Source organism: Paenibacillus sp. FSL R7-0210 (assembly GCF_038009085.1).
GTDB lineage: Bacteria > Bacillota > Bacilli > Paenibacillales > Paenibacillaceae > Paenibacillus_AQ > Paenibacillus_AQ silagei.
Genome location: NZ_JBBPAR010000001.1, coordinates 4,013,761 through 4,034,379, shown reverse-complemented (window position 1 = coordinate 4,034,379; position 20,619 = coordinate 4,013,761). Strand labels below are relative to the sequence as shown.

Below are 20,619 nucleotides of genomic sequence, written 5' to 3'. Positions count from 1 at the left end.
AGCGGAGAGCATCATGAGAAAAGTGTGGGTTAAGCTGATCGAGCCTTTACTGGCGCGGGTGTCCCGCCGCCTGGCTAACAAGCTGATTCTGTTGTTTACGATTATCATCATCCTGGTGGTCAGTTCACTCACCTACATATCCTATAGCATGCTGCAGCGGGAATCGGTCGATAACAGCATTGCCAGTACTAGCAACAACCTGCTCCTGGTCGGACGGAATCTGGAGAGTTATCTGAGCGGGATTGAGCAATTGTCTCTGCCGCAAATCTCCTACGATGAGTTCAATTATGCGCTTTTGCATGAATCGGAAGACTACAGCTCCCGGATGTACGTGGAGGATTATCTGCGGAATCTGTATTTTTCGCGCAATGATCTGGAGGCTGCCTATCTCTATGTAATCAAGGAGCAGAAGTATTATTATGTCACTAAGGAGAACTATAACATCACCGTCCGGGTATCCGAGCACCCGCCTATTGATGACCTGCCGTGGTATAAGCGGGCGCTTAAGAGTCCGTATAACCGTTCCTATCAGTCGTTCGTGGAGGAGCAGCCGGCCAGCGTGAACAGCGCCGATTACCCCGTTAACCATAATAAGGTGTTCATGGGCTACCACCGGCTGATCCGCTCCATTGTCTCACGCGAGCCGCAGGCGGTATTATCGCTATATTTGAATTCCTCCGTGACCGATGAGATTATGCGGGATATCCCGTTCAGCACCGGAGAGCATCTGATGTATATCAGCCCGGACGGCGAGCCCTTCAAGGTGGATGATAAGGAATTCTACCGGGAGAGCAGGGAGGCGGGACTGGCGAAGCTGCTGACACCGGAGCAGAAGGGGCGCGTAACCTGGTCTGATAAGGGGCAGAAGTACCTGGTAATCTACGATATCAGCCAAAAGGAAGGCTGGAAGCTCGTCAAGCCGATTCCCTACACCCAAATCTATGAAGCAGCTACAACGACGCGTACGTTAAGTGTGGCGATTGGCCTGCTGTTCCTGATCGTCTCTGTGGTGCTGGTCAGCTTCACCTCGAACCGGATTACCCATCCGCTGAAGAATCTGTCGCTCCAAATGCAGCGGTTCAGTACCGGGAGCTTCGATGCGCAGGCTGCGGTTGCAGGCAAGGATGAGATCGCCTACCTGTCGCGCCATTTCAACAAGATGGTCGAGAAGACGAATGAGCTGATCAATGAACGCTATAAAATGAAAATTGTTGAAAAGAACGCCGTCCTTAAAGCCCTGGAGGCTGAAATTAATCCCCATTTCCTGTACAATGCGCTTCAGGCGATCTCTACCAAGGCACTCAAGAACAACAACGACGATATTGTCGAGATGGTGGACAACCTGGCCCTGACCCTGCGATACTGCATTAGCGGCAAGGATGTCGTGCAGGCAAGGGAGGAGCTGCGGCATATTGAACGGTATCTGGCGCTGCAGAAGGCGCGGTTCGGGAACCGGATGCAGGTGGTATACGCCTGGGATGAGAGCCTGATGGAGCTGCGAATTCCCAAGCTGTCGATCCAGACCCTGGTGGAGAACTGCATCAAGCATGCGCTGGAAAAGGTATCGAGTATGGTTACCATCACCATTGAGGCGCGTATCACCGGCACACACAGCGTCATCTCTGTGCTGGACGATGGGCCGGGCATCAGCGGAGAACGGCTGGAGCAGGTGCTCAGCTCCCTTCAGATGCAGTGGGAGGACCGCGTAGCGGACACGGCCGAAGAGGACGGTATGGAGAGTATCGGGCTGAAGAATCTGAATACCCGGCTGAAGCTTTTGTATGGAGAGGAGTCGGGTCTGGTCATTCATAGCACGGAGCAGGGAACACGAATGGATATGCGGCTGCCGCGGGGAGGAGTAGGACAACATGTATAGAGTGCTGATTATTGATGATGAGGAGCCGCTGCGCGAAGCGATTCATATCCTGGGGGATTGGGAGGGTCTCGGTGTCAGCGAGGTGCGGGAGGCGACAGACGGTAAGGCGGGGCTTGAGCTGCTGCGCCGTGAGCGGTTCGATCTGGTGCTGGTCGATATGAAAATGCCGGAGCTGAGCGGAGCCGAGCTGCTGCAGATTGCCGAGCAGGAATTCCCGGACCTGCTGCTGATTGTGATCAGCGGCTATAATGATTTCGAGTATACGCGCCAGGCCATCCGCTCGAAGGTGGTGGATTACCTGCTGAAGCCGGTGAACCGCACAGATCTTAACCATGCACTGCGCAAGGCGGTGGGGGTGCTGGAGGCCAAGCAGAAGCGGGAGAGCGAGTTCATAAGCCGCAATATTACACTCAATATGTCGCTGCCGAAGCTGAAGGAGAAGATGTATCTGTCCATCATTGACCGGAGCTTCAAGACCCAGTCCAATGAGGCTTTTCTCCCGCTGATCGGGGCGGACGGGGCGGCCAGCCACTTCGCTGTCGGCCTGCTGCGGATGCTGAATCTGGAGAAGGTGCGTAAGGAAAGATTCCATGGGGACCGGGATCTGCTGCATTTCGCCGTAACGAATGTAATGAACGAGAACACGGACGGGCAGTTCGAGTCATTCAGCTTCGCCAGCCCCAAGGGGGAACGCGAATTCATTGCCATCTTCACCATGAAGGGCGGTTATGAAGCGGATGCGGCCTTCCTGTCGCTGCACCATATGAAGAAAGCAGCCTCTACTCTGAAGGAGCTGTTCGGGATCATCTGTGCAGGCGGAATCGGGGAGCCTTGCAGTGAGTCGCTCAGCATTGCTGCTTCTTATGAGCAGGCCAAAGCATCACTAGATACGATCGACCTGCTCAGCCTGAGGGGCAGTCTGATTGTGCAGGGCATCGTGATGAATCCCGTAGCGAAGGATATTCCCTCCCTGACCGGGCGGATGCCGCAGATTCGCAGCGCGCTGGAGGGCGGGAATGTGAACCATGCCCGCAGCATCCTCAGCGAATTCATCCGCAAATGCCAGGAGACGGAAGGTTTTACTCTTGGTGAAGCGGACCGGACCCTGCAGGGCTTTCTCTTGCTGCTGGGCGAGATTGCTGCCCAGCTGGGTGCCATGCCGCCGCAGATCCGCAGCGGGAAGGACAGCAGCCTGGCACCTCTGGGCATCCTCAGCGACTTCTCCTCCTTTGAGCAGTTTGCGGGCGTGCTTAATGATATCTTCGACCGTTATGCGGGCGAGATCAGCCGGACAGTGGCCGGAGACCGCAGCAGCGTGCTGGAGAACATCAAGGCGTATATTGATAACCATTATTTCGAGGATATTAAAATATCGATGTTCACGGAACAATATTTCCTGAGCAGAGAGTATCTGATGAAGCTGTTCAAGGGACAATACGGCTACGGCATTCACGAGTATGTGCAAAAGGTAAGGATGGACAAGGCTAAAGCATTGCTACGCGACCCTGCCCTCAAAATTCAGGATATCTCTGAAATGCTGGGATACAAGGACAAGAACTATTTCAGCAAGGCTTTCCGCAATTACTATGATTGCTCCCCTTCAGAGTTCCGGCTGCAGCTGCCAGGGGTAGAAAAGTGAAACGGTTACATGGACACTTTTTTACCCTCATCAGTTCACTTATGTACATTCTTATCCTTTTTCTTTTTATTTAGAATGATGAGCAAGACCACAAGATGCATAAGGAAAAAGGGGGCAACATCATGTTAAAACGATTCATGGCATTATCTGCGAGTCTGCTGCTGGTGGGCGGACTGCTGGCCGGCTGCGGCGGAAATAGCACCAATAATACCGCTAACAACACAGGTGGAACGGCCGGTGCAGGCAATACACCTACGGATTCCGCCAAGCCCGTCACGATTAATATGTTCACCGCCTCTCCCGAATACACGGATGCCTTCAATGCTTATATTGCGGAATACAAGAAGGTTAAGCCGAATGTTACGATCAATCTGGAAATCATGCAGGCAGACTACAATACGGTGCTGAAATCCAAAATTGCCGCCGGCAGCACACCGGATGTGTTCCAGACCACGGCGGGCGGGGATATCGATACTTTTGCCGAATACAGTGCCGATCTTACCAATGAACCGCTGGCCGCAGCGATGACGGATGCAGTCCGCTCCAACATGAGCTCTACAGATGGCAAAGTCCTCGGACTGCCGGTGAAGGGTAACCTGTTCGTCCTGATGTACAACAAAAAGCTGCTGGCCGATGCCGGCATCACTGAAGTGCCTAAGACAACTGCTGAAATGGACGATGCAATCACCAAGCTTGAAGCCAAGGGCATCACCCCCTTCGCCAACGCCTACAAAGAGTGGTGGGTATGGAAGCATATCTTCCAGCACTTCGTAGATGCCGCAGCGACCGATGCCGGAACCGACGCCAAGACGCTCGTAGCGGACTTCATCGCCGGGAAGACGACCTTCAAGGATCATCCGGTGCTGAGCGACAACTTCTTCAGCTTCATTGACACAACCGTTAAGCATGGCACAGACAAGCCGCTTGAACGCGACAGCAATGCTGAGGTCAGTGATTTCGCCTTGGGCAAAACAGCCTTCATGACCGGTAAAGGCGCGTGGGATGAAGAAGCGATTAAGAAAATCACCCCTGACTTTGACCTCGGCATCGCCGGGTATCCTGTCAGTGACAAACCGGAGCAGTCCCAGATTATCACCGGTGCCGATCAGGCACTGCGGATCAACAAGGATTCTGCAGTAGCGGCAGAGACGATTGAATTCTTCAACTGGCTGTATACTTCCGACTACGGGAAGAGCTGGTTCTCTAACGTAGCCAAGGTTATTCCTCCAATCAAGGATGCTCCGATGCCTGACCTGCAGATGCCTAAGGAAATGGAAGAAATTCTGAAGACGGAGAAATCCGGCGATCTGTCGGTGAACTACTCTCTGGATACGTTCCACCAGAAATTCGGTGAGCTGATGCAGGCTTATATCGGCGGCAGCAAGACGAAAGATCAGGCGATGGATGAAATTCAGAAGGCCTGGATTCAATTCGGGTCTGCGGAATAAAATTTTGATTTGACCTTAACGGCCTCCGAAGTAAGCTTTATTACTGAGGGGGCCTTCTTTTTATGTAACGCAGATTTCAGGGTGGGGGGTGTAAGTGGCTGGACGTAACTGCGTGAGCTTTGGATTTCCGGCCGCTGTTATGTTTGGATTTCCCGATTTAAACTGCTGGCCGCAGTAGAAATCCAAACATAAAGGCGGTCGCTGCGGCTCCTCCAATTCCAAACCTCCCTCCGTTACTTCGCCACTTACACGAGCACCGCAGGGAAATTAGGAGTTACGAATAGAAGAGAAGGCCTCATAACCAGGAGAGGCAGGGAAACAGGAGACATCAAAGACACCAAAGAGAACAAAATTCCACACCATCATTTGTCAGGAGGCAAATTAGACATGGACAGCAGGCTCATAGAGATAGCCGAGAACGGGCTGTATCTTACGATTGAAATTACTGGGGAGCAGGATGTGCGGCTGCTGCATTTTGGCGCAGCGCCGCTGGAAGCAGGAAGCATAGAAGACCAGCACAAGGCAAGCTTCCGGCTGCTGGAGCTGCAGCTGTCGGGGGAAGACCGGGCGGAATATCACGGGCGGACGCACCGTGCATCTTATCCGGGATTGCGCATGGTGTATGACGGGCATAGGGACACGGTGAATCCGCTGGGACGGAAGCTGGAGCTTACACTGGCTGACCCGCTGACGGGTGTAAAGGCAGTACAGCATTATCAGTTCTATACCGGTGTGCAGATTGTCCGTTCCTGGACAGTGGTTCGAAATGAAGGCAATGCGGAAGCGGCTGTAGAGTATATCTCTTCATTCGCACTCACTGGAGTGGACAAAGAGGGCAGCGGAGACCGCAATGACAAGATCGAAGTGAGTATTGCTCACAGCGGGTGGCAGAGTGAGCTGCAGTGGAAAAGCTACAGCCTGCCCGAGCTGGGCATGTCCCATCTCGCCGATCGTGGATCGAAGCGGGTTGCCGCCAGCAATACCGGCTCCTGGTCGGCGGCTGAGCTGTTGCCAATGGCCGTGCTGCGCAACAAGGAGAGCAGAAGCAGCCTGTTCTGGCAGATTGAACATAACGGCTCCTGGCACTGGGAGCTGACGGATCAGGCAGATCAGCTTACGCTGCTGGTCAGCGGGCCTACGGAGCATGACAATCACTGGTGGCTGAGGCTCGTCCCCGGTGAAGCGTTCACCTCCGTGCCAGTGGCCGCAGGTGCAGTAGAGGGCGGGTTCGGAGAGGCGGCAGAGCAGCTTACCGCATACCGGCGGCTGATCCGCAGACCGAATGAGGATAATGAGCTGCTGCGGGTGATTTTCAACGACTACATGAACTGTCTGTGGGGAAGCCCGACAACGGTGAAGCTGCTGCCGCTGATTGATGCCGCTGCCGAGGTCGGCTGTGAATACTTCTGTATCGACGCGGGCTGGTATGCTCCCGGCGAGTGGTGGGACGGGGTCGGCGAGTGGGAGCCTTCGGCTGAGCGCTTCCCGGAAGGCATCAAGTATGTGCTGGATGTGATCCGCAGCAAGGGGATGATTCCCGGCCTCTGGCTGGAGCTGGAGGTGATGGGCATCAACAGTCCGAAGCTTGCGGAGACCGACGACAGCTGGTTCTTCATGCGCCATGGCAAGCGGGTCAAGGACCGCAGCCGCTATCAGCTCGATTACCGTAATCCGGCGGTCATTAAGCATGCCGACAGCGTGATTGCCCGGCTGGTTGAGGAATACGGCGTCGGATATATCAAGATGGACTATAATATCAATGCAGGCATTGGTACGGAGACGGGGGCGGACAGCTTCGGGGACGGTCTATTGCAGCATAACCGCGCTTATCTGGCCTGGCTGGACAGCATCTTCGCCCGTTATCCGCAGCTCGTCATCGAGAACTGCTCCAGCGGCGGGATGCGGATGGATTACGCCATGCTCAGCCGCCACAGCATCCAGTCCACCAGTGATCAGGAGGATTATGTGAAGTATGCTGCCATTGCCGCAGGCTCTCCGGCTGCACTGACTCCCGAGCAATCGGCGGTCTGGTCGTATCCGCTGCGCGAAGGCGACGATGAAGAGGTCATTTTCAATATGGTTAACTCGCTGCTGCTTCGCGTTCATCAGAGCGGCCATCTGGCCGAGCTAACGCCAAGACGCCGGGCGCTGGTGAAGGAGGCGCTGGATTATTACAAGTCTATCCGCGCCTGCATTCCGCAAGCCTTCGCCTTCTGGCCGCTCGGTATGCCTGACGGTGGAGGGGAATGGGTCAGCTTCGGACTCCGTCATGGAGACATCCGCTATATTGCTGTATGGCGGATTGCCGGAGAAGCGGCTGCGGTCACGCTGCCCATACCTGAGCTAAGGGGCCGCGGGGCGGAGGCCCGGTGTGCGTATCCTGAGGCGCACGGGGCGCAGTGGAGCTGGGACGCCCCGGAAGGCAGCTTGAGCGTTACGCTGCCCGCCGGCAAGACTGCGAGGCTCTTCGAGCTTCGTTCGTAGGGCCAGCTTCATACACCTAGAAGAGGCTGAACAGCTGATACGGGGTGATTTGCATACAAAAAGGGGTATTTCTGCACCGGTGAATGGCTGCTGAAATACCCCTTTTTCTGCTACCTGATGAAGCTTAGGCTTAACAGCAGCAAACGGCGGGTGTAATAAAAGGACAAGAGCAGGAGGAACGCGAGAACTAGGCTGAAGGGCAAGCTGAGAAAGACCGGGACGGAATAGGATGGGGTCAGCCCCATCCCTATGGCACTGACTCCGAAGGTCCGCAGCAAGCCGGCTATCGGAGCGATGATGGCACAGATGAGGCTCCCTGCCACCCAGACGCCCAGTACGGGCAATGCAAATAGGATGACGAATCCTTTTGCCAGATAGTTCAGCAGTATAGGCATTGCACCAGAAGAAGAAGATTTCATGTCGTGTACCTCCATCGTTATGTATTCATCTGAATAATCTTGCCTATCCGGGAATGTGGATGAATCGTCAGCGTCTCCCGGTAACGGATCTCCCGGATGGAGCAACCCGGCCCGAGCGTAACATTCTGTCCGCACACAAGGTCTGCCTGCGTCCGGTATAGGGTGAGGTCAGCCCCTTCAATGATCCCGCAGCGCAGCTTGCGGAAAGGACTCAGCGGAATTGGGAGCAGCCTGGAGGAGGGCGACACGATAATATCACCTGCCGAGGTCATGTGCCTGATCTTGCACAAGGCCCCCAGCTTGATGCGGATGGTGCCGATGCAGGACAAGCGGTCTATACGTACGCAGCCCTCGGCTTTGAATTCTTCTGCGGCAACCTCACCGGTAACAGACAGGTATCCATTGGCCGTGATGCTCACGCCCCTGAGTTCAGGAACGCGCAGACTGCCGAAGCTGCTCAGCTCCTGCGTATTGCAAGATAACCCTATGGAGCATTCTCCTCTAAGCCTCAGGCATGCTGTGGTCAAGCTCCCGCTGACATGCAGGTGGCCCAGCACCTCCACATGGGAGGCATCCATATCCCCCCGGCAGATCCGTGAGCCGTTGATTTTAAGAGGTTTATTGGCCGCAGGTGTCGGGTTCAGTGCAGGCATAGGTTCAATCACCACCGTTTTATACTATTTTAGTAACTATAATATATATTAAATGAAATATTTAATCAATATATGTTCTTTAACAAAAAAACTGCACTCCCCGATGGGAAATGCAGTCTGTGCTTAAAGGATAGCCGTTGATGCTACTGTAACATTCCGCCCATCAGCTCATCAATTCTCTGCAGGGCTGCCGATATTTTGTCAAGGTCAGTCAATGCAAAGGTGTCGAAGAGAGAAAGGATGTGCTGCTTCCCTGATCCGGTGAGAACAATATTGACGACTCTGCGGTCTTCCTTCGTGCGAATTCTCTCGATGTATCCCAGATCCTCCAGCTTATCGCACATGAACGAAGCGGCTCCAGGCGTAATGACCAGCCGCTCTGAGATATCCGTAATATTAAGAGAGCCGGTGAGCTGCAGCAGGAACATCAGCATGATCTGGTTCTGCGAGAGTGACCCTTTTTTCGTAATCCGGTCTATGAACGCCTGTGACTTTTGCTGCACGCTGGCCATATGCTCCATGACGGTATAGACGGCTTGCTCTTTCTCAGCTTCTTTGCTCATGGAAACACTCCAATATAGTATATTACGTAAAATATATAGATTGTATATCTTTCTTGTCAAGTAAAGGAAGAGCATAGTTCCTAAGGAGCAGCCGTAAGCTAAGGGGAAAACCGCTTCAGCCATACCCCTACAGAATTACGGGTAAAAATTGAATGAAAAGAATAAAATGGATATAAAACGGTTTCGATTATAAATTTGTCGAAAAAACTCTAAACTTTGTCGAATTTTTTGTCGATAAATATCAAAAGATGTAGAAATAAAATTGACAGGAAAGAAATAGCACTTTACAATGCAATTATAGAGTAATCATTTCTACTTATTAGAAGCTTTGATAGCTTTTAACACCGAATGATGATCCAAGTGTTATTTCAAGGGAGGATGCATAATGATGAAAGCAACTGGCATAGTAAGAAAAGTAGATGAACTGGGACGTATTGTGATTCCGATTGAGCTGCGCAGAACAATGGGAATTGACATAAAGGATCCGCTCGAAATTTTTGTGGACGGCGAAAAGATCATTCTCAGAAAATATGAACCTACTTGCATCTTCTCCGGAAGTTCCGAGAACCTGATCAACTTCAAGGGTAAAATGGTCAGCAAAGATGTTCTCGATGAACTGATCTCAAGCTTCGACAACGTATAAGTTAAGGTTCTGAGGCAGTATGCAGTATGAACAGAAGGGATCGCAGTGTAAGCACTCCATGTGTTTGCACTGCGGTCCCTTTCTGTAATTAGGGGTTCGTAGACAACATCTGCTGCTTCCTATATCATTAGGGCGTGTGACCGAAGAACAATTGGAAGGGATGATTCACCTCATGAGCAACGAAGAACAGACACAGGCGGGGAACAGACCGCTGCCGAAATTAAACCAGCCGGAAGCCATCGTATTTGATATGGATGGTACGCTGTTTCAGACAGAAAGCCTGTTATTGCCCGCCTATCATAAAATGTTCGATATTCTGCGGGAAGAAGGCCTGCATTCCGGCCCGACTCCGCCGGAGGAGCGCATCCTGGGCAGTCTAGGCATGCTGCTTGCGGATATCTGGAAGAACGTAATGCCGGAAGCGGATGAGGCGGTACACCGCCGGGCGGATGAACTGCTCCTGCAGCTGGAGATTGAGGGGCTGGAGGCCGGAGGGACGGTACTGTACCCTAAGGTAGTCGAGACGCTGCGTGCGCTGCACGCACGCGGAGTGAAGCTGTTCGTCGCCAGCAACGGGCTGGAGGATTATATCCATAGCATCGTAGTCGTACACGAGCTGAAGGACCTGTTCGAGGGGCTGTACAGCGCAGGCGGCTCGGGCACGGCAACGAAGACCGAGCTGCTCGGCCTTCTGCTGGACAATCACAAGATCGGCAGTGCCTGGATGGTCGGGGACCGTTCCTCCGATGTACAGGCGGGAAAGGGCAACGGACAGACCGTGATCGGCTGCGCCTATGCCGGCTTCGGGCGGCAGGATGAGCTGAAGGGCTCGGATGTCATTATCTCATCATTCGATGAATTGATTGCGCTGTATGATAACAGCACAGCGCAAAGCCTGTAATCAGCCAGGCCAGAAGAGGGCTGTGTATATACAAGCAAGCAGAACCGGATGTCATTTCCGCCTTACTATAGGCGTGAAGGGCATCCGGTTTCATATCTGGCGGAGCGAACGCGGATTCATCTCGAAATTTCATACCTTTTCTCGAATGAGGGCCGTTTCATTGCAGGTGCTCAAATTTTATACTGGTACTGTAAGCGTTTCACCAGGAATGAGCCTCAGAAGCTTGGCGAAGCGCAGCGGCGGCCAGATACTGTGTTTGGAGGGATAGGGTTGCACAAGCTGTTTCTGGTTGAGGATGAAGCCCTGATCCGTACGGGCCTCAAGCATTTGATTGAGGAGGTCATCGGCGGCTTTCAGGTGGTGGGTGAGGCAGAGAACGGAAGACTTGCACTGGAGGCACTCAAGAGTGTGAAGCCTGATGTCCTGATCTCGGATATACGGATGAATGAAATGAACGGGCTGGAGATGATCCGGCGGGTCCGTGACCAGTACCCTGAATTGTATATCCTGATTCTGAGCGGGTATGCCGATTTCGAATATGCAAAGCAGGCCATCAAATACGGCATCAGCGATTATCTCCTGAAGCCGGTTGACCGCACGGAGCTGGCCCAGGCCTTAGGGGAGTTCAAGCGCAAGCATGGAGCCCGGAATGCTCTGCCGGGCCAGCCGGAAGAGGGGGAGACCGACCAGAAGGGCAGGCAACTGATCCGCAAAGTGAAAGAACTGGTTGCCCAGCGGCTGGATCAGGAAATTTCGCTGCAATATATGGCGGAGCAGGTGCATCTGAATCATCAGTACCTGTCGGTGCTGTTCAAGACGGAGACCGGACAGAACTTCACGGATTATGTCTCCCGGTGCCGGATGAACCGGGCCAAGCAGCTGCTGAAGGAGACGAATCTCAGAATCTATGAGGTTGCCAAATTATCCGGCTACCTAAGCTCGAAGCATTTCATGGCGGTATTCAAGGACTATACCGGCTGCACCCCAACCCAATACAGGGAGCAGCAGTAATGTAACCGTTCACTTAGAAGAAGGAGGAACAAGGATGCGGAAATATGAAGTGGTTGTGGCGGGAGGCGGGGTTTCCGGCTCCATCGCGGCTATCGCGGCAGCAAGAGCAGGCGCCCGGACGCTGATCATCGAGGCGGGGGGGTTCCTGGGCGGGACCCTGACTGCTGCAGGCGTAGGACCGATGATGACTTTTCACGCGGGGGATAAGCAGGCTATCCAGGGAATCACCGATGAGCTGATTCAGCGGCTCCGGGCGCTCGGCAAATCGCCGGGGCATATCCCGGACGCGACGAACTACACCTATTCAGTGACACCGTTCGATGCGGAAGCGATGAAATACGAGCTGGATCTGATGCTGCAGGAGAGCGGAGGCGAGGTGCTGTATCATACGATGCTGGCTGGTGCTGAAGTATCCGGCAGACGCATTACATCGCTTACCTTGTGCAACAAAGGCGGGCTTAGCAGGATCTCGGCGGATGTGTTCATCGATGCTACGGGGGATGGCGATCTGGCGGCCTGGTCCGGCGTCCCGTTCACCAAAGGGCGCGAATCCGACGAGCAGTCGCAGCCGATGACACTGAAGATGAAGATGAGGGGAGTGGACACGGAGAAAATCAAGGCGTACATCCGCGGGCACCGTGAGGACTTTCCGCGCATGAATCTGGATATTACGGTGATGGACTCGGCGGCCAGACTCTCTGTCGTCGGCTTCGACAAGCAATTCCGTGAAGCGAAGGCGCGCGGTGAGATCAGTATTCCGAGAGAGGATGTGCTATTCTTCGAGACGAGCAATCCCGGTGAGATTATTATGAACACGACGCGGATTCTCGGCAAGGACAGCACAGACCCGTGGAGCCTCAGCGAGGCCGAGATTGAGGGCCGCAAGCAGTGCCGGGAGCTGGAGGTTTTTCTGAAAAAATATATTCCCGGGTTCGAAGATTCAGTGGTTGTCTCTACAGGCCCGTCCATCGGCGTACGCGGCTCCCGCCAGATCAAGGGCGTGTACACACTGACCGCACAGGATATCCTGTCGGTGAAGCCCTTCGAGGATGTGATCGCCCATTCCGGCTACCCGATTGATATCCACAGCCCGGACGGCGAGGGAACCGCAACAGATCATCTGGAGTGGGGCGCGATGTACAGCATCCCTTACCGCTGCCTGATCACCAGCGAGATCGACAATCTGATTGTTGTGGGGAGATGCCTCTCGGCTACCTTTGAAGCCCAGGCGGCTGTGCGGACTACACCGACGGTAGGCGCAATCGGGCAGGCGGGCGGTACGGCGGCGGCGCTGGCGGTCCGGGAAGGAGTTCCAGTGCAGCAGGTGGACTATAAGAGACTACAGGAGATGCTTGTCGCGCACGGCGCTTATCTGGAAGTGTAACGCGCGGCGCCATAACTGTAATATGTGCAACTAAAGTGGCCAGTTATTAAGCTGTGTGTAGTTTAATTGTAGAAATACATCTAACTGTTGTTGGCTGTTGTTAGCATCTACCCTTGGCTGCAATTAAATAATAATTCTTATAACAACGTATATTCAACAAAAATTTAGGAGGAATTGGTTTGGAAACCGTGCAAATTATCGGGATTTTACTTGTATTCATTGTGTTTGTGGGTCTGATGATGACCCGCAAGCTGACCACACTGCTCGCGCTGCCGATGATGGCGATTCTGCTGGCGGCGATTGCCGGCATCCCGCTCCTGTCTGATAACCCGGACACCTTCACCATCACGAAGGGTGTGCTTGCAGGCGGAGCCATGAAGCTGTCTACCGCCATCGCCGGACTGATCTTCGGCGCCTGGTTCGGCCAGATTCTCAGCAAGGTCGGTATCACGAAGACCATTATCCGCAAGGCAGCGGAGCTGGCGGGAGATAAGCCGCTGGCGATTGCCATTATCTTTTTCCTCGCCGCCTCTGTGATCTTCTCGGCCGCGAACGGATTGGGTATGGTTATTCTGGTCGGGACCATCGCTATCCCTATTATGCTGACAGCCGGACTTAAGCCCTTTGTAAGCGGTCTGGTAGTACTACTGGCCAATGCGGTCGGTGTGGTGTTCAACGTCTCTACCTGGGCGATCTATACCGATGTGCTTAAGGTACCGACGAACACGATTGCTTCTTATTCGCTCGTCTGTGCCGTCCCGCTGATTGTGATTGCCCTGATTATGATCGTCTATTACACCCGCAAAGACGGTAAGGTCCGCCGCGCCTGGGCCATGCCGCTTAAGCCGGAATTCCAGGCTCAGGATAACAAGAACGTAAGAGCGATTGCGCTCATCAGTCCGCTTGTTCCGGTGCTGCTCGTGTTTTTCCTGAAGGTGGATATTGTCTCGGCGGTCTTCATGGGGGCTCTGGTCACCCTGCTGCTGGCCACCCCTAAGCGTCCGTTCCATGTGTTGTCGAGTGCGCTGGTTGAAGGCATTCAGGATGTGGCCGGTGCGCTGGGTCTGATGATCGGAATCGGGATGCTGCTTAGTGCGGTAACTGCGCCACAGGTGGCCTCGTTAATCCAGCCGCTGATCGAAGTCATTATTCCGACGAGTCCGCTAATGTACATTCTCGTCTTCACGCTGCTCTCTCCGCTGGCAATCTACCGTGGTCCGCTCAATGTATGGGGACTCGGCAGCGGAATTGCGGCACTGATCGTGGCTGGTGGTATGGCCCCTGTGGCAGCGATGCTCGCCCTGCGTATTGTGAGCAATCTGCAGGCTGTCAGTGATCCGACCAACTCGCACAATGTCTGGATCGCCGATTACACGAAGACAGATATTATTGAAACGCTGCGCAAGACGCTGCCATGGATGTTCGTTGCGGTGATGATCTCGATGATTATCGCGGGGATGATTGCCTTTTAGAGACTCTTAGAGACCTAAGCTTCATGGAGAGGAGAACCTGCTATGAGCAATAAACAAATCAGAATCGGCATCGATGTCGGAGGAACCTTCACAGATGCCGTTGCGATAGATAATGAAACCTTTGAGGTGCTGTCCAAGGTCAAAATGCCCACCACGCACCACGATAAACGCGGAGTCGCCAGCGGGATTGTCCAGATCATCCAGCGGATCATGAGCGAGAACGGGATTCTTCCCAACGATATCAAGTTCATCGCCCACGGGACGACGCAGGCTACCAATGCGCTGCTGGAAGGCGATGTTGCCCGTGTAGGCATCGTGGGGATGGGTACGGGGCTGGATGCCCGCAGTGCCCGCTCAGAGACCAATGTGGCGGATATTGAATTGGCTGCGGGCAAGTATCTTACTACGTATCACAAGTTCATTGACTCCCGGGAACTTACAGCGGAAGCCATTGAAGATGCGATTGACCAGCTGCTGGCTCAGGGTGCAGAGGTCATTGTAGCCTCGGAAGCTTACAGTGTCGATGATCCGGCCAATGAGCTGAGAGTGATGGAAGCGGCACGCAGCCGGGGAGTGTACGCCACCGGCGGACATGAGATCTCCCAGCTCTACGGGCTGAAGACGCGGACCCGCACAGCAGTGGTCAATGCGAGCCTGATCCCGAAGATGATGGAGACGGCCAATATGACCGAGCAGGCGGTCCAAGAAGCGGGAATTACCTCACAGCTCATGATCATGCGCTGTGACGGCGGGGTCATGAGCATCGACGAGGTGCGCAAGCGCCCGATCCTGACGATGCTGTCGGGGCTGGCGGCTGGCGTGGCCGGTGCCCTGATGTATGAGAAGATATCGGACGGCATTTTCTTCGAGGTCGGCGGCACCAGCGTAGATATTTCCGTGATCAAGAACGGTAAGGTCATGATTGAGAACGCCCAGGTCGGCGGACACAAGACCTATCTGCGCTCGCTGGATGTGCGGACGCTGGCCGTTGCCGGAGGCAGCATGATCCAGATCGGCGGGGGCAAGATCACGGATGTCGGCCCGCGCAGTGCGCATATTGCGGGACTGGAATACGAGTGCTTCACCGGCAAGGAGAACCTGGAGCAGCCTGCGATCGGTCTCGTCAGACCGCGCGAAGGAGACCCGGATTATGTTACGGTTCGTAGTAGGGGGGGGCATGAATATGCGCTGACCCTGGCGGGAGCGGCGAATCTGCTGAACCATGTGCCGGAGACGGATTATGCGCGCGGGAATATGGAGAGCACGCGGATCGCCTGGCAGGCGCTGGGTTCTCATCTCGGGATGTCTGCGGAGGAGGCGGCCCGGGCCGCCATGGACATTGCCATCCGCAAGGTGATGGCGGTGGTGAACCAGATGATCAGCGATTATGAGCTGGACACCGGATTCATTACGCTGGTAGGCGGCGGAGGCAGCGGTGCAGTTCTGGTCCCGGCCATGGCTGCGAAGGAAGGCTTCAAGCACCAGATTGCGAACAATGCGCCGTATATCTCCACGATTGGCGTCGGGATGGCGATGGTCCGCGAGCAGATCGAGAAGACGGTCGTGGGTGCCACCGAGCATGACATCAAGCTGATCCGGGCAGAGATTATGGAGAGAATCGTCCAGTCCGGGGCGAACGAATCCACGGTCGATGTCACAATCGAGATCGACTCCCAGCGCAATATTCTGCGGGCAATCGCCACCGGCTCCACGGAGCTGCGCTCGAAGGATCTGGCCAGCCGCGCGGTGCCGGTGAATGAGCTGATGCAGACGGCGGCGGATGCGCTGGGCCAGCCTGCGGAGCAGACGGAGCTGAAGGCAGCCTCCGGCAGATGGTATCTGTTCGAAGCCAGCGAGATCAAGAAGTCGATGTTCGGCCTGGTGAAGAAGAAGCTCAGCCATGTGAGCGTGCTCGACCGTGAGGGGGTGGTGCGCTTCAAGAAGACGAATGCGTATCACCTGGCTTTTCTGAAGAAGAATATGGCTGACCGGTTCGCCTCGTTCCTGGAGGAGAATACGATCTATTCGGATGCAAATGCCACGATCCCGAAGACCTTTGTTTTCTATAAGGAAAAAATGCTCGATTTGACCGGGATGCAGACCAAGGAGCAGCTGTTCTCCATTCTTGAGGTGGAGACAGGGTTGCTCGAGGACAACAGCGAGCTGCTCGCGGTCGTCTACCAGTAGGAGGTGCAGGGGATGATGAAGACAGATGCACGTACACTGCCGGATGATCATGTACTGGGGTATGCCGAACTGAAGAACGACCTGCTGTTCCACCGGATTCCGAGCGGTAAACGGCGTTATTATGTAGAGCGTCCGCTGGCCATCGGGAAGGAGCAGGCTCTGGCGTTCAAAGCCCGCTATGGCACGGATGTCGGAGCCATCTGCAGGGACAGGGGCATCCAGGTGAACCTCAATGAACGGAAAGGCACCATCGGGCAGATCCGCTTCCGCGCCCAGATTGAGCTGTCGGCCAAGGAACGTGTCATTACACTGTACCGGTCCTCCATGGAGGAGCTGCGGCAATGTGCCGGTGTGCTGCTTCCCGGCCGTTCCTTCAGCCTCAGGGAGGTTACCGACATTCATCTTGCCCATGAGCTGTTCCATGATCTGGAGTTCACGGAGCTGGGATACACCAATAAGCGGCTGGATGACATCAGCAGCCTCTCCCTGGGGCCGCTGCGCATCCGGGCGGGCGTAACGAAGACCTCGGAGATCGCTGCGCATGCGTTCAGCCGTTATCTGCTGGACCTGCCCTGCTTGCCGAATCTGCTGGATTACGCGTATATGATTCACAGCGGGACACTGACAGCCGCCGAATTCTGGAGGCAGACGGAGGTCTGGTCAAGCGAGCTTGAGAATAGCTGAGCCGGAATCTCTGAGCCTGGGCAGGGCATGGCGGATAGCTCTGACTTCCATCCCGGATTATGCTATGTTGATGTAGAACCAGAGTTCGGGGAGGCTGTCCGCATGTTACGCATGTTATCCGGTAAAAGATTCAACCGATCCGCTTATGTGCCGCTGCGCACGAAGTTTATCATTTTATTCTGCTTGCTGATCACCATTCCGTTCCTGGTCATCGGCACCATCAGCTATAAGAAATATATTGCCGGAGTAGAACGCAGCACGGTAGAACTGTCCAATCAGGTCGTCAGCCAGATTAATATTAATCTGGAGCATTATATTAAGGAGCTGGACCGTCTGACGCTTGCGCCGCTGTATGATGAGGATATGATGCAGATTCTCCGCAAGCACAGGGGGCCGGGTTCGGGCGGCACCTATCTGAGCACGGATGAGACGCTGAAGATGAACCTGTTTATCTCTTCGCTGGCTTTTGACCGGGGTGAAATTGAGAGCATCCTGGTGTTCACCAATGACGGCGGAATCTTCAGTAATCTGGACCAGAGTGTGAGGAAGCGGTGGGACCGCAGCATGGCAGAGTGGATGGAGACCGTAGAGCAGGCGGACGGTGGCCTTGCCATTCTTCCGCCGCACAGCGCAGCTTACTACACAAAGGCGAAGCAGGGGATCATCTCCGTGGCCAGAGTCATCCGTGAACCTTACACCCATGCCATGCTGGGGATTGTCAAGGTAGATCTGATGCCCCGGGGCTTCGGATCAATTGTCTCGACGGTGCGCTCAAGCGGGAGCGGCCTGCTGCAGATTACAGGCAAGGATCAGGTGGTTCTGTACTCCGGGGCCGGCAAGCTTCCCGATTCACGCGAATCTTATATTATTGCCTCTGCGGAATCACCGTACACAGGACTTAAGGTCACCTCGCTGATGCCCCGGGCGCAGCTTCGGGAGGATGCCCGTGAGCTGACAAACTCTACACTGATTGTCTCCATAGTGGCCCTTATGGCGGCTTACGTAGCAGCCATACTGCTGTCGAGCCGCCTGATTAAGCCCATTGCTCATCTTCAGTCGAAGATGAGGCAGGTGAAGCGGGGGCTGTTCCTCGAACGCGCGACGGTCACCACCAGCGATGAAATCGGGCAGCTGACCGAAGGATTCAACACGATGATCGGCGAGATTGACCGTCTGGTCAAGGAGGTCTATGAGACCCGGCTGAAGGAGCGGGAGGCAGAGCTGCTGGCGCTGCAGAGCCAGATTCATCCGCATTTTCTGTACAACACGCTGGAGATGGTGAACATGCTGGCACTTCAGGGCAATACCCGGGAGCTCTCCGGTGTGGTAACCAGTCTCGGCAAGCTGCTGCGTTATACCGTAGGCCACCGGGAACAGATGGTGTATGTGCTGGATGAGGTGAAATTCGTGGAAGCCTATCTGCGTATTCAAGGCATGCGTCTAGGGGACAAGCTGGAGGCCGTGATCCATATTGATTCTTCCTTTGATTCCTGTGTGGTGCCGAAGCTGATTCTGCAGCCGCTGATCGAAAATGTCATTGAGCATGCCATGGGACCGGACAAGCTGTGCCTTACCTTGACCGCCTCTGTAGAAGAAGAGGATCTGATTCTGTCGGTTAGGGATAATGGCCTCGGCATCACCCGCGCACGGATGCTGGAGCTTGAAGAACAGCTATATAGCCGTCAGCCCCGGGCCGCAGCCGATGCGGAGCAAGGAGGCTTTGGCCGGATACTCAAGGGGTTCGCGCTGCGAAATGTGCATCAGCGGCTGCGGCTTCTCTACGGGGAGCCTTACGGCCTGACACTGGATAATTCGGCAGAGCAGGGCGTAACGGTCTCGCTGCGCCTGCCGATGAACTGGGAGGCGATGAATGATGCCGGACCCGCAGGGGACAGGCAAGGAGGAGAGGAATAATGCGGATTAGGCTGTTAGCGCTTATCGCTGCCGTATTGCTGGCTGGGGGCTGTTCTTCGGATGCCGGAAACGGGGCGCCCGGCGGGTTAGGCGGGGAGGGAGAAGTGGAGAGCGGGACGGCTGCTGTGCAGGCACCCGTGAAGCTAAAGTTCAGTATCTGGGGCAATGATGCGCAGAAGGCGATGGTGGAGGAGCTTATAGCTGAATTTGAACAGCTTCATTCCGGGATCGAGGTCGAGATTATGATGATTCCCTTTGCGGATTATCAGCAGAAGCTGTCAATCATGCTGGCCTCCCGCACCGCGCCGGATGCCGGCTGGCTGGCGGAGCGGATGATCCCGCAGCTGCTTGAATCAGGCCAACTGGCTGATATTGCCGCAGCGGTTCAGGATGACTCTGACTACCGGTATGCGGATATTTATCCGTCTACCCTTGATATTTTTAAGCGGGGAGACCATTTATATGGCATCCCGTTCTCCACGCCCCCGGTGCTGATCTATTACAATAAGGATTTGTTCCAGGCCCGTGGACTGAAGACGCCAACGGAGCTGTATGAAGAAGGACAGTGGAACTACGATGAATTCCTCAAGGCGGCGCGAAGCCTTACCGACCCGCAGCGCGGCATCTACGGCGTGAAGCTGGTCCGCGATTGGAACAACTGGTCGGACGCACTGCTGCCGCTGTTCTGGTCGCATGGAGCGGAGCTGTTCGACAGCGGCGGAGCATCATTTGCACTCAATTCTCCCGCAGGGAAGGAAGCGCTCCAGCTCTACAGTGACATGATGTTCAAGAGCAAGGTGCACCCGCTGCCCGGGGATGAGATTGCCTTCGACAGCGGCCGGATTGGAATGTATACGGACCGTTACAGCTATACTTCCAAGGCCCGCGCGGTTACCGATTTTGCCTGGGACATCGCTCCGATGCCGTCAGGCATTAAGGGGACAGGGACCTCCCTCGGTTATGCGGGAGTATCTGTTTTCGAGACCAGTCATCCGGCAGAGGCTGCAGAATTCCTCAAGTTCATCACCAGTGCAGAGTCTATGAGCATCACCGCGCAATATTTTGTCCCGTCACGCAAGTCTGTTCTGGAATCCGATGTCTTCCTGCGGGCAGCATCCAAGCCTTCACCGGAGAGCATCCAGCAGGCGGTGCTCGATCAGATCGCCACGGCGCGGATCGCGCCAGGACATAAGAACTGGCAGCAGATTGATACGAAGATCCAGCTGTTGATGGACGGTCTCTACACGCAAACGTCCACCGTTGACGAGTTGCTCGGGCAAATGGAACAGGAAGTTACCCCGCTTATGAAATAAGCGGGGTGTTCCTCTGTAATTGTGTTCA

Annotated in this window: 16 protein-coding genes; 13 read left to right on the top strand and 3 right to left on the bottom strand. The window is 54.8% G+C overall.

The window, feature by feature from the left end; genetic code table 11:
• Positions 1 to 13: 13 nt before the first annotated feature.
• The 4 genes from MKY64_RS17350 to MKY64_RS17335 all read left to right on the top strand — a co-directional run bounded on the left by MKY64_RS17350 (position 14) and on the right by MKY64_RS17335 (position 7,447).
• Positions 14 to 1,876, top strand: a complete 1,863-nt coding sequence (locus tag MKY64_RS17350; protein ID WP_340954610.1) for a cache domain-containing sensor histidine kinase — start codon at positions 14 to 16, stop codon at positions 1,874 to 1,876.
• Positions 1,869 to 3,515 (top strand): response regulator transcription factor, encoded by a 1,647-nt coding sequence (locus MKY64_RS17345; RefSeq protein ID WP_036721516.1) that lies wholly within the window; start codon positions 1,869 to 1,871, stop codon positions 3,513 to 3,515. The genes MKY64_RS17350 and MKY64_RS17345 overlap by 8 nt, the downstream gene beginning before the upstream one ends.
• A 122-nt stretch (positions 3,516 to 3,637) precedes the next feature.
• Complete coding sequence (locus MKY64_RS17340) at positions 3,638 to 4,963, top strand: ABC transporter substrate-binding protein (protein WP_036721520.1); 1,326 nt, start codon at positions 3,638 to 3,640, stop codon at positions 4,961 to 4,963.
• 387 nt (positions 4,964 to 5,350) lie between these two features.
• Entirely contained in the window at positions 5,351 to 7,447 is a 2,097-nt protein-coding gene (locus tag MKY64_RS17335) for a glycoside hydrolase family 36 protein (protein WP_340954605.1), read from the top strand.
• A gap of 110 nt (positions 7,448 to 7,557) precedes the next feature.
• Here MKY64_RS17335 and MKY64_RS17330 read toward each other — a convergent pair whose 3' ends face one another.
• The 3 genes from MKY64_RS17330 to MKY64_RS17320 form a co-directional block, all read right to left on the bottom strand.
• On the bottom strand, positions 7,558 to 7,866 hold the full coding sequence (locus MKY64_RS17330) for a hypothetical protein (RefSeq protein WP_339255093.1): 309 nt from the start codon (positions 7,864 to 7,866) through the stop codon (positions 7,558 to 7,560).
• Positions 7,867 to 7,883: 17 nt separating this feature from the next.
• Positions 7,884 to 8,519: a hypothetical protein gene (locus MKY64_RS17325; RefSeq protein ID WP_339255094.1), complete on the bottom strand. Its 636-nt coding sequence runs from the start codon at positions 8,517 to 8,519 to the stop codon at positions 7,884 to 7,886.
• 143 nt (positions 8,520 to 8,662) lie between these two features.
• Positions 8,663 to 9,082 carry a MarR family winged helix-turn-helix transcriptional regulator gene (locus MKY64_RS17320; RefSeq protein ID WP_209872629.1) on the bottom strand — a complete coding sequence of 140 codons (420 nt, stop codon included), beginning with the start codon at positions 9,080 to 9,082 and terminating at the stop codon, positions 8,663 to 8,665.
• A gap of 385 nt (positions 9,083 to 9,467) precedes the next feature.
• On the opposite strand from MKY64_RS17320, the gene MKY64_RS17315 reads away from it, so the two are divergent.
• The 9 genes from MKY64_RS17315 to MKY64_RS17275 all read left to right on the top strand — a co-directional run bounded on the left by MKY64_RS17315 (position 9,468) and on the right by MKY64_RS17275 (position 20,591).
• A complete protein-coding gene (locus MKY64_RS17315) occupies positions 9,468 to 9,725 on the top strand; it encodes an AbrB/MazE/SpoVT family DNA-binding domain-containing protein (protein ID WP_036721536.1) in 258 nt (85 codons plus the stop codon).
• Positions 9,726 to 9,897: 172 nt separating this feature from the next.
• Entirely contained in the window at positions 9,898 to 10,626 is a 729-nt protein-coding gene (locus MKY64_RS17310) for an HAD family hydrolase (RefSeq protein WP_051477738.1), read from the top strand.
• A gap of 270 nt (positions 10,627 to 10,896) precedes the next feature.
• Entirely contained in the window at positions 10,897 to 11,637 is a 741-nt protein-coding gene (locus MKY64_RS17305) for a response regulator transcription factor (RefSeq protein WP_209872623.1), read from the top strand.
• 34 nt (positions 11,638 to 11,671) lie between these two features.
• Positions 11,672 to 13,021, top strand: coding sequence for an FAD-dependent oxidoreductase (locus MKY64_RS17300; RefSeq protein WP_340954602.1), 1,350 nt, complete (start codon positions 11,672 to 11,674; stop codon positions 13,019 to 13,021).
• Positions 13,022 to 13,209: 188 nt separating this feature from the next.
• Entirely contained in the window at positions 13,210 to 14,493 is a 1,284-nt protein-coding gene (locus MKY64_RS17295; RefSeq protein WP_235191726.1) for a citrate transporter, read from the top strand.
• Between the two features lie 42 nt (positions 14,494 to 14,535).
• Positions 14,536 to 16,680: a hydantoinase/oxoprolinase family protein gene (locus MKY64_RS17290; protein ID WP_340954600.1), complete on the top strand. Its 2,145-nt coding sequence runs from the start codon at positions 14,536 to 14,538 to the stop codon at positions 16,678 to 16,680.
• 12 nt (positions 16,681 to 16,692) lie between these two features.
• The gene (locus MKY64_RS17285) at positions 16,693 to 17,364 is read left to right on the top strand and encodes a hypothetical protein (protein ID WP_209872614.1); all 672 of its coding nucleotides are present in this window, start codon (positions 16,693 to 16,695) and stop codon (positions 17,362 to 17,364) included.
• Between the two features lie 102 nt (positions 17,365 to 17,466).
• A complete protein-coding gene (locus MKY64_RS17280) occupies positions 17,467 to 19,278 on the top strand; it encodes a sensor histidine kinase (RefSeq protein WP_340954596.1) in 1,812 nt (603 codons plus the stop codon).
• Complete coding sequence (locus tag MKY64_RS17275) at positions 19,278 to 20,591, top strand: ABC transporter substrate-binding protein (RefSeq protein WP_340954593.1); 1,314 nt, start codon at positions 19,278 to 19,280, stop codon at positions 20,589 to 20,591. Before MKY64_RS17280 ends, MKY64_RS17275 begins: the two co-directional genes overlap by 1 nt.
• The last annotated feature ends 28 nt before the right edge of the window (positions 20,592 to 20,619 follow it).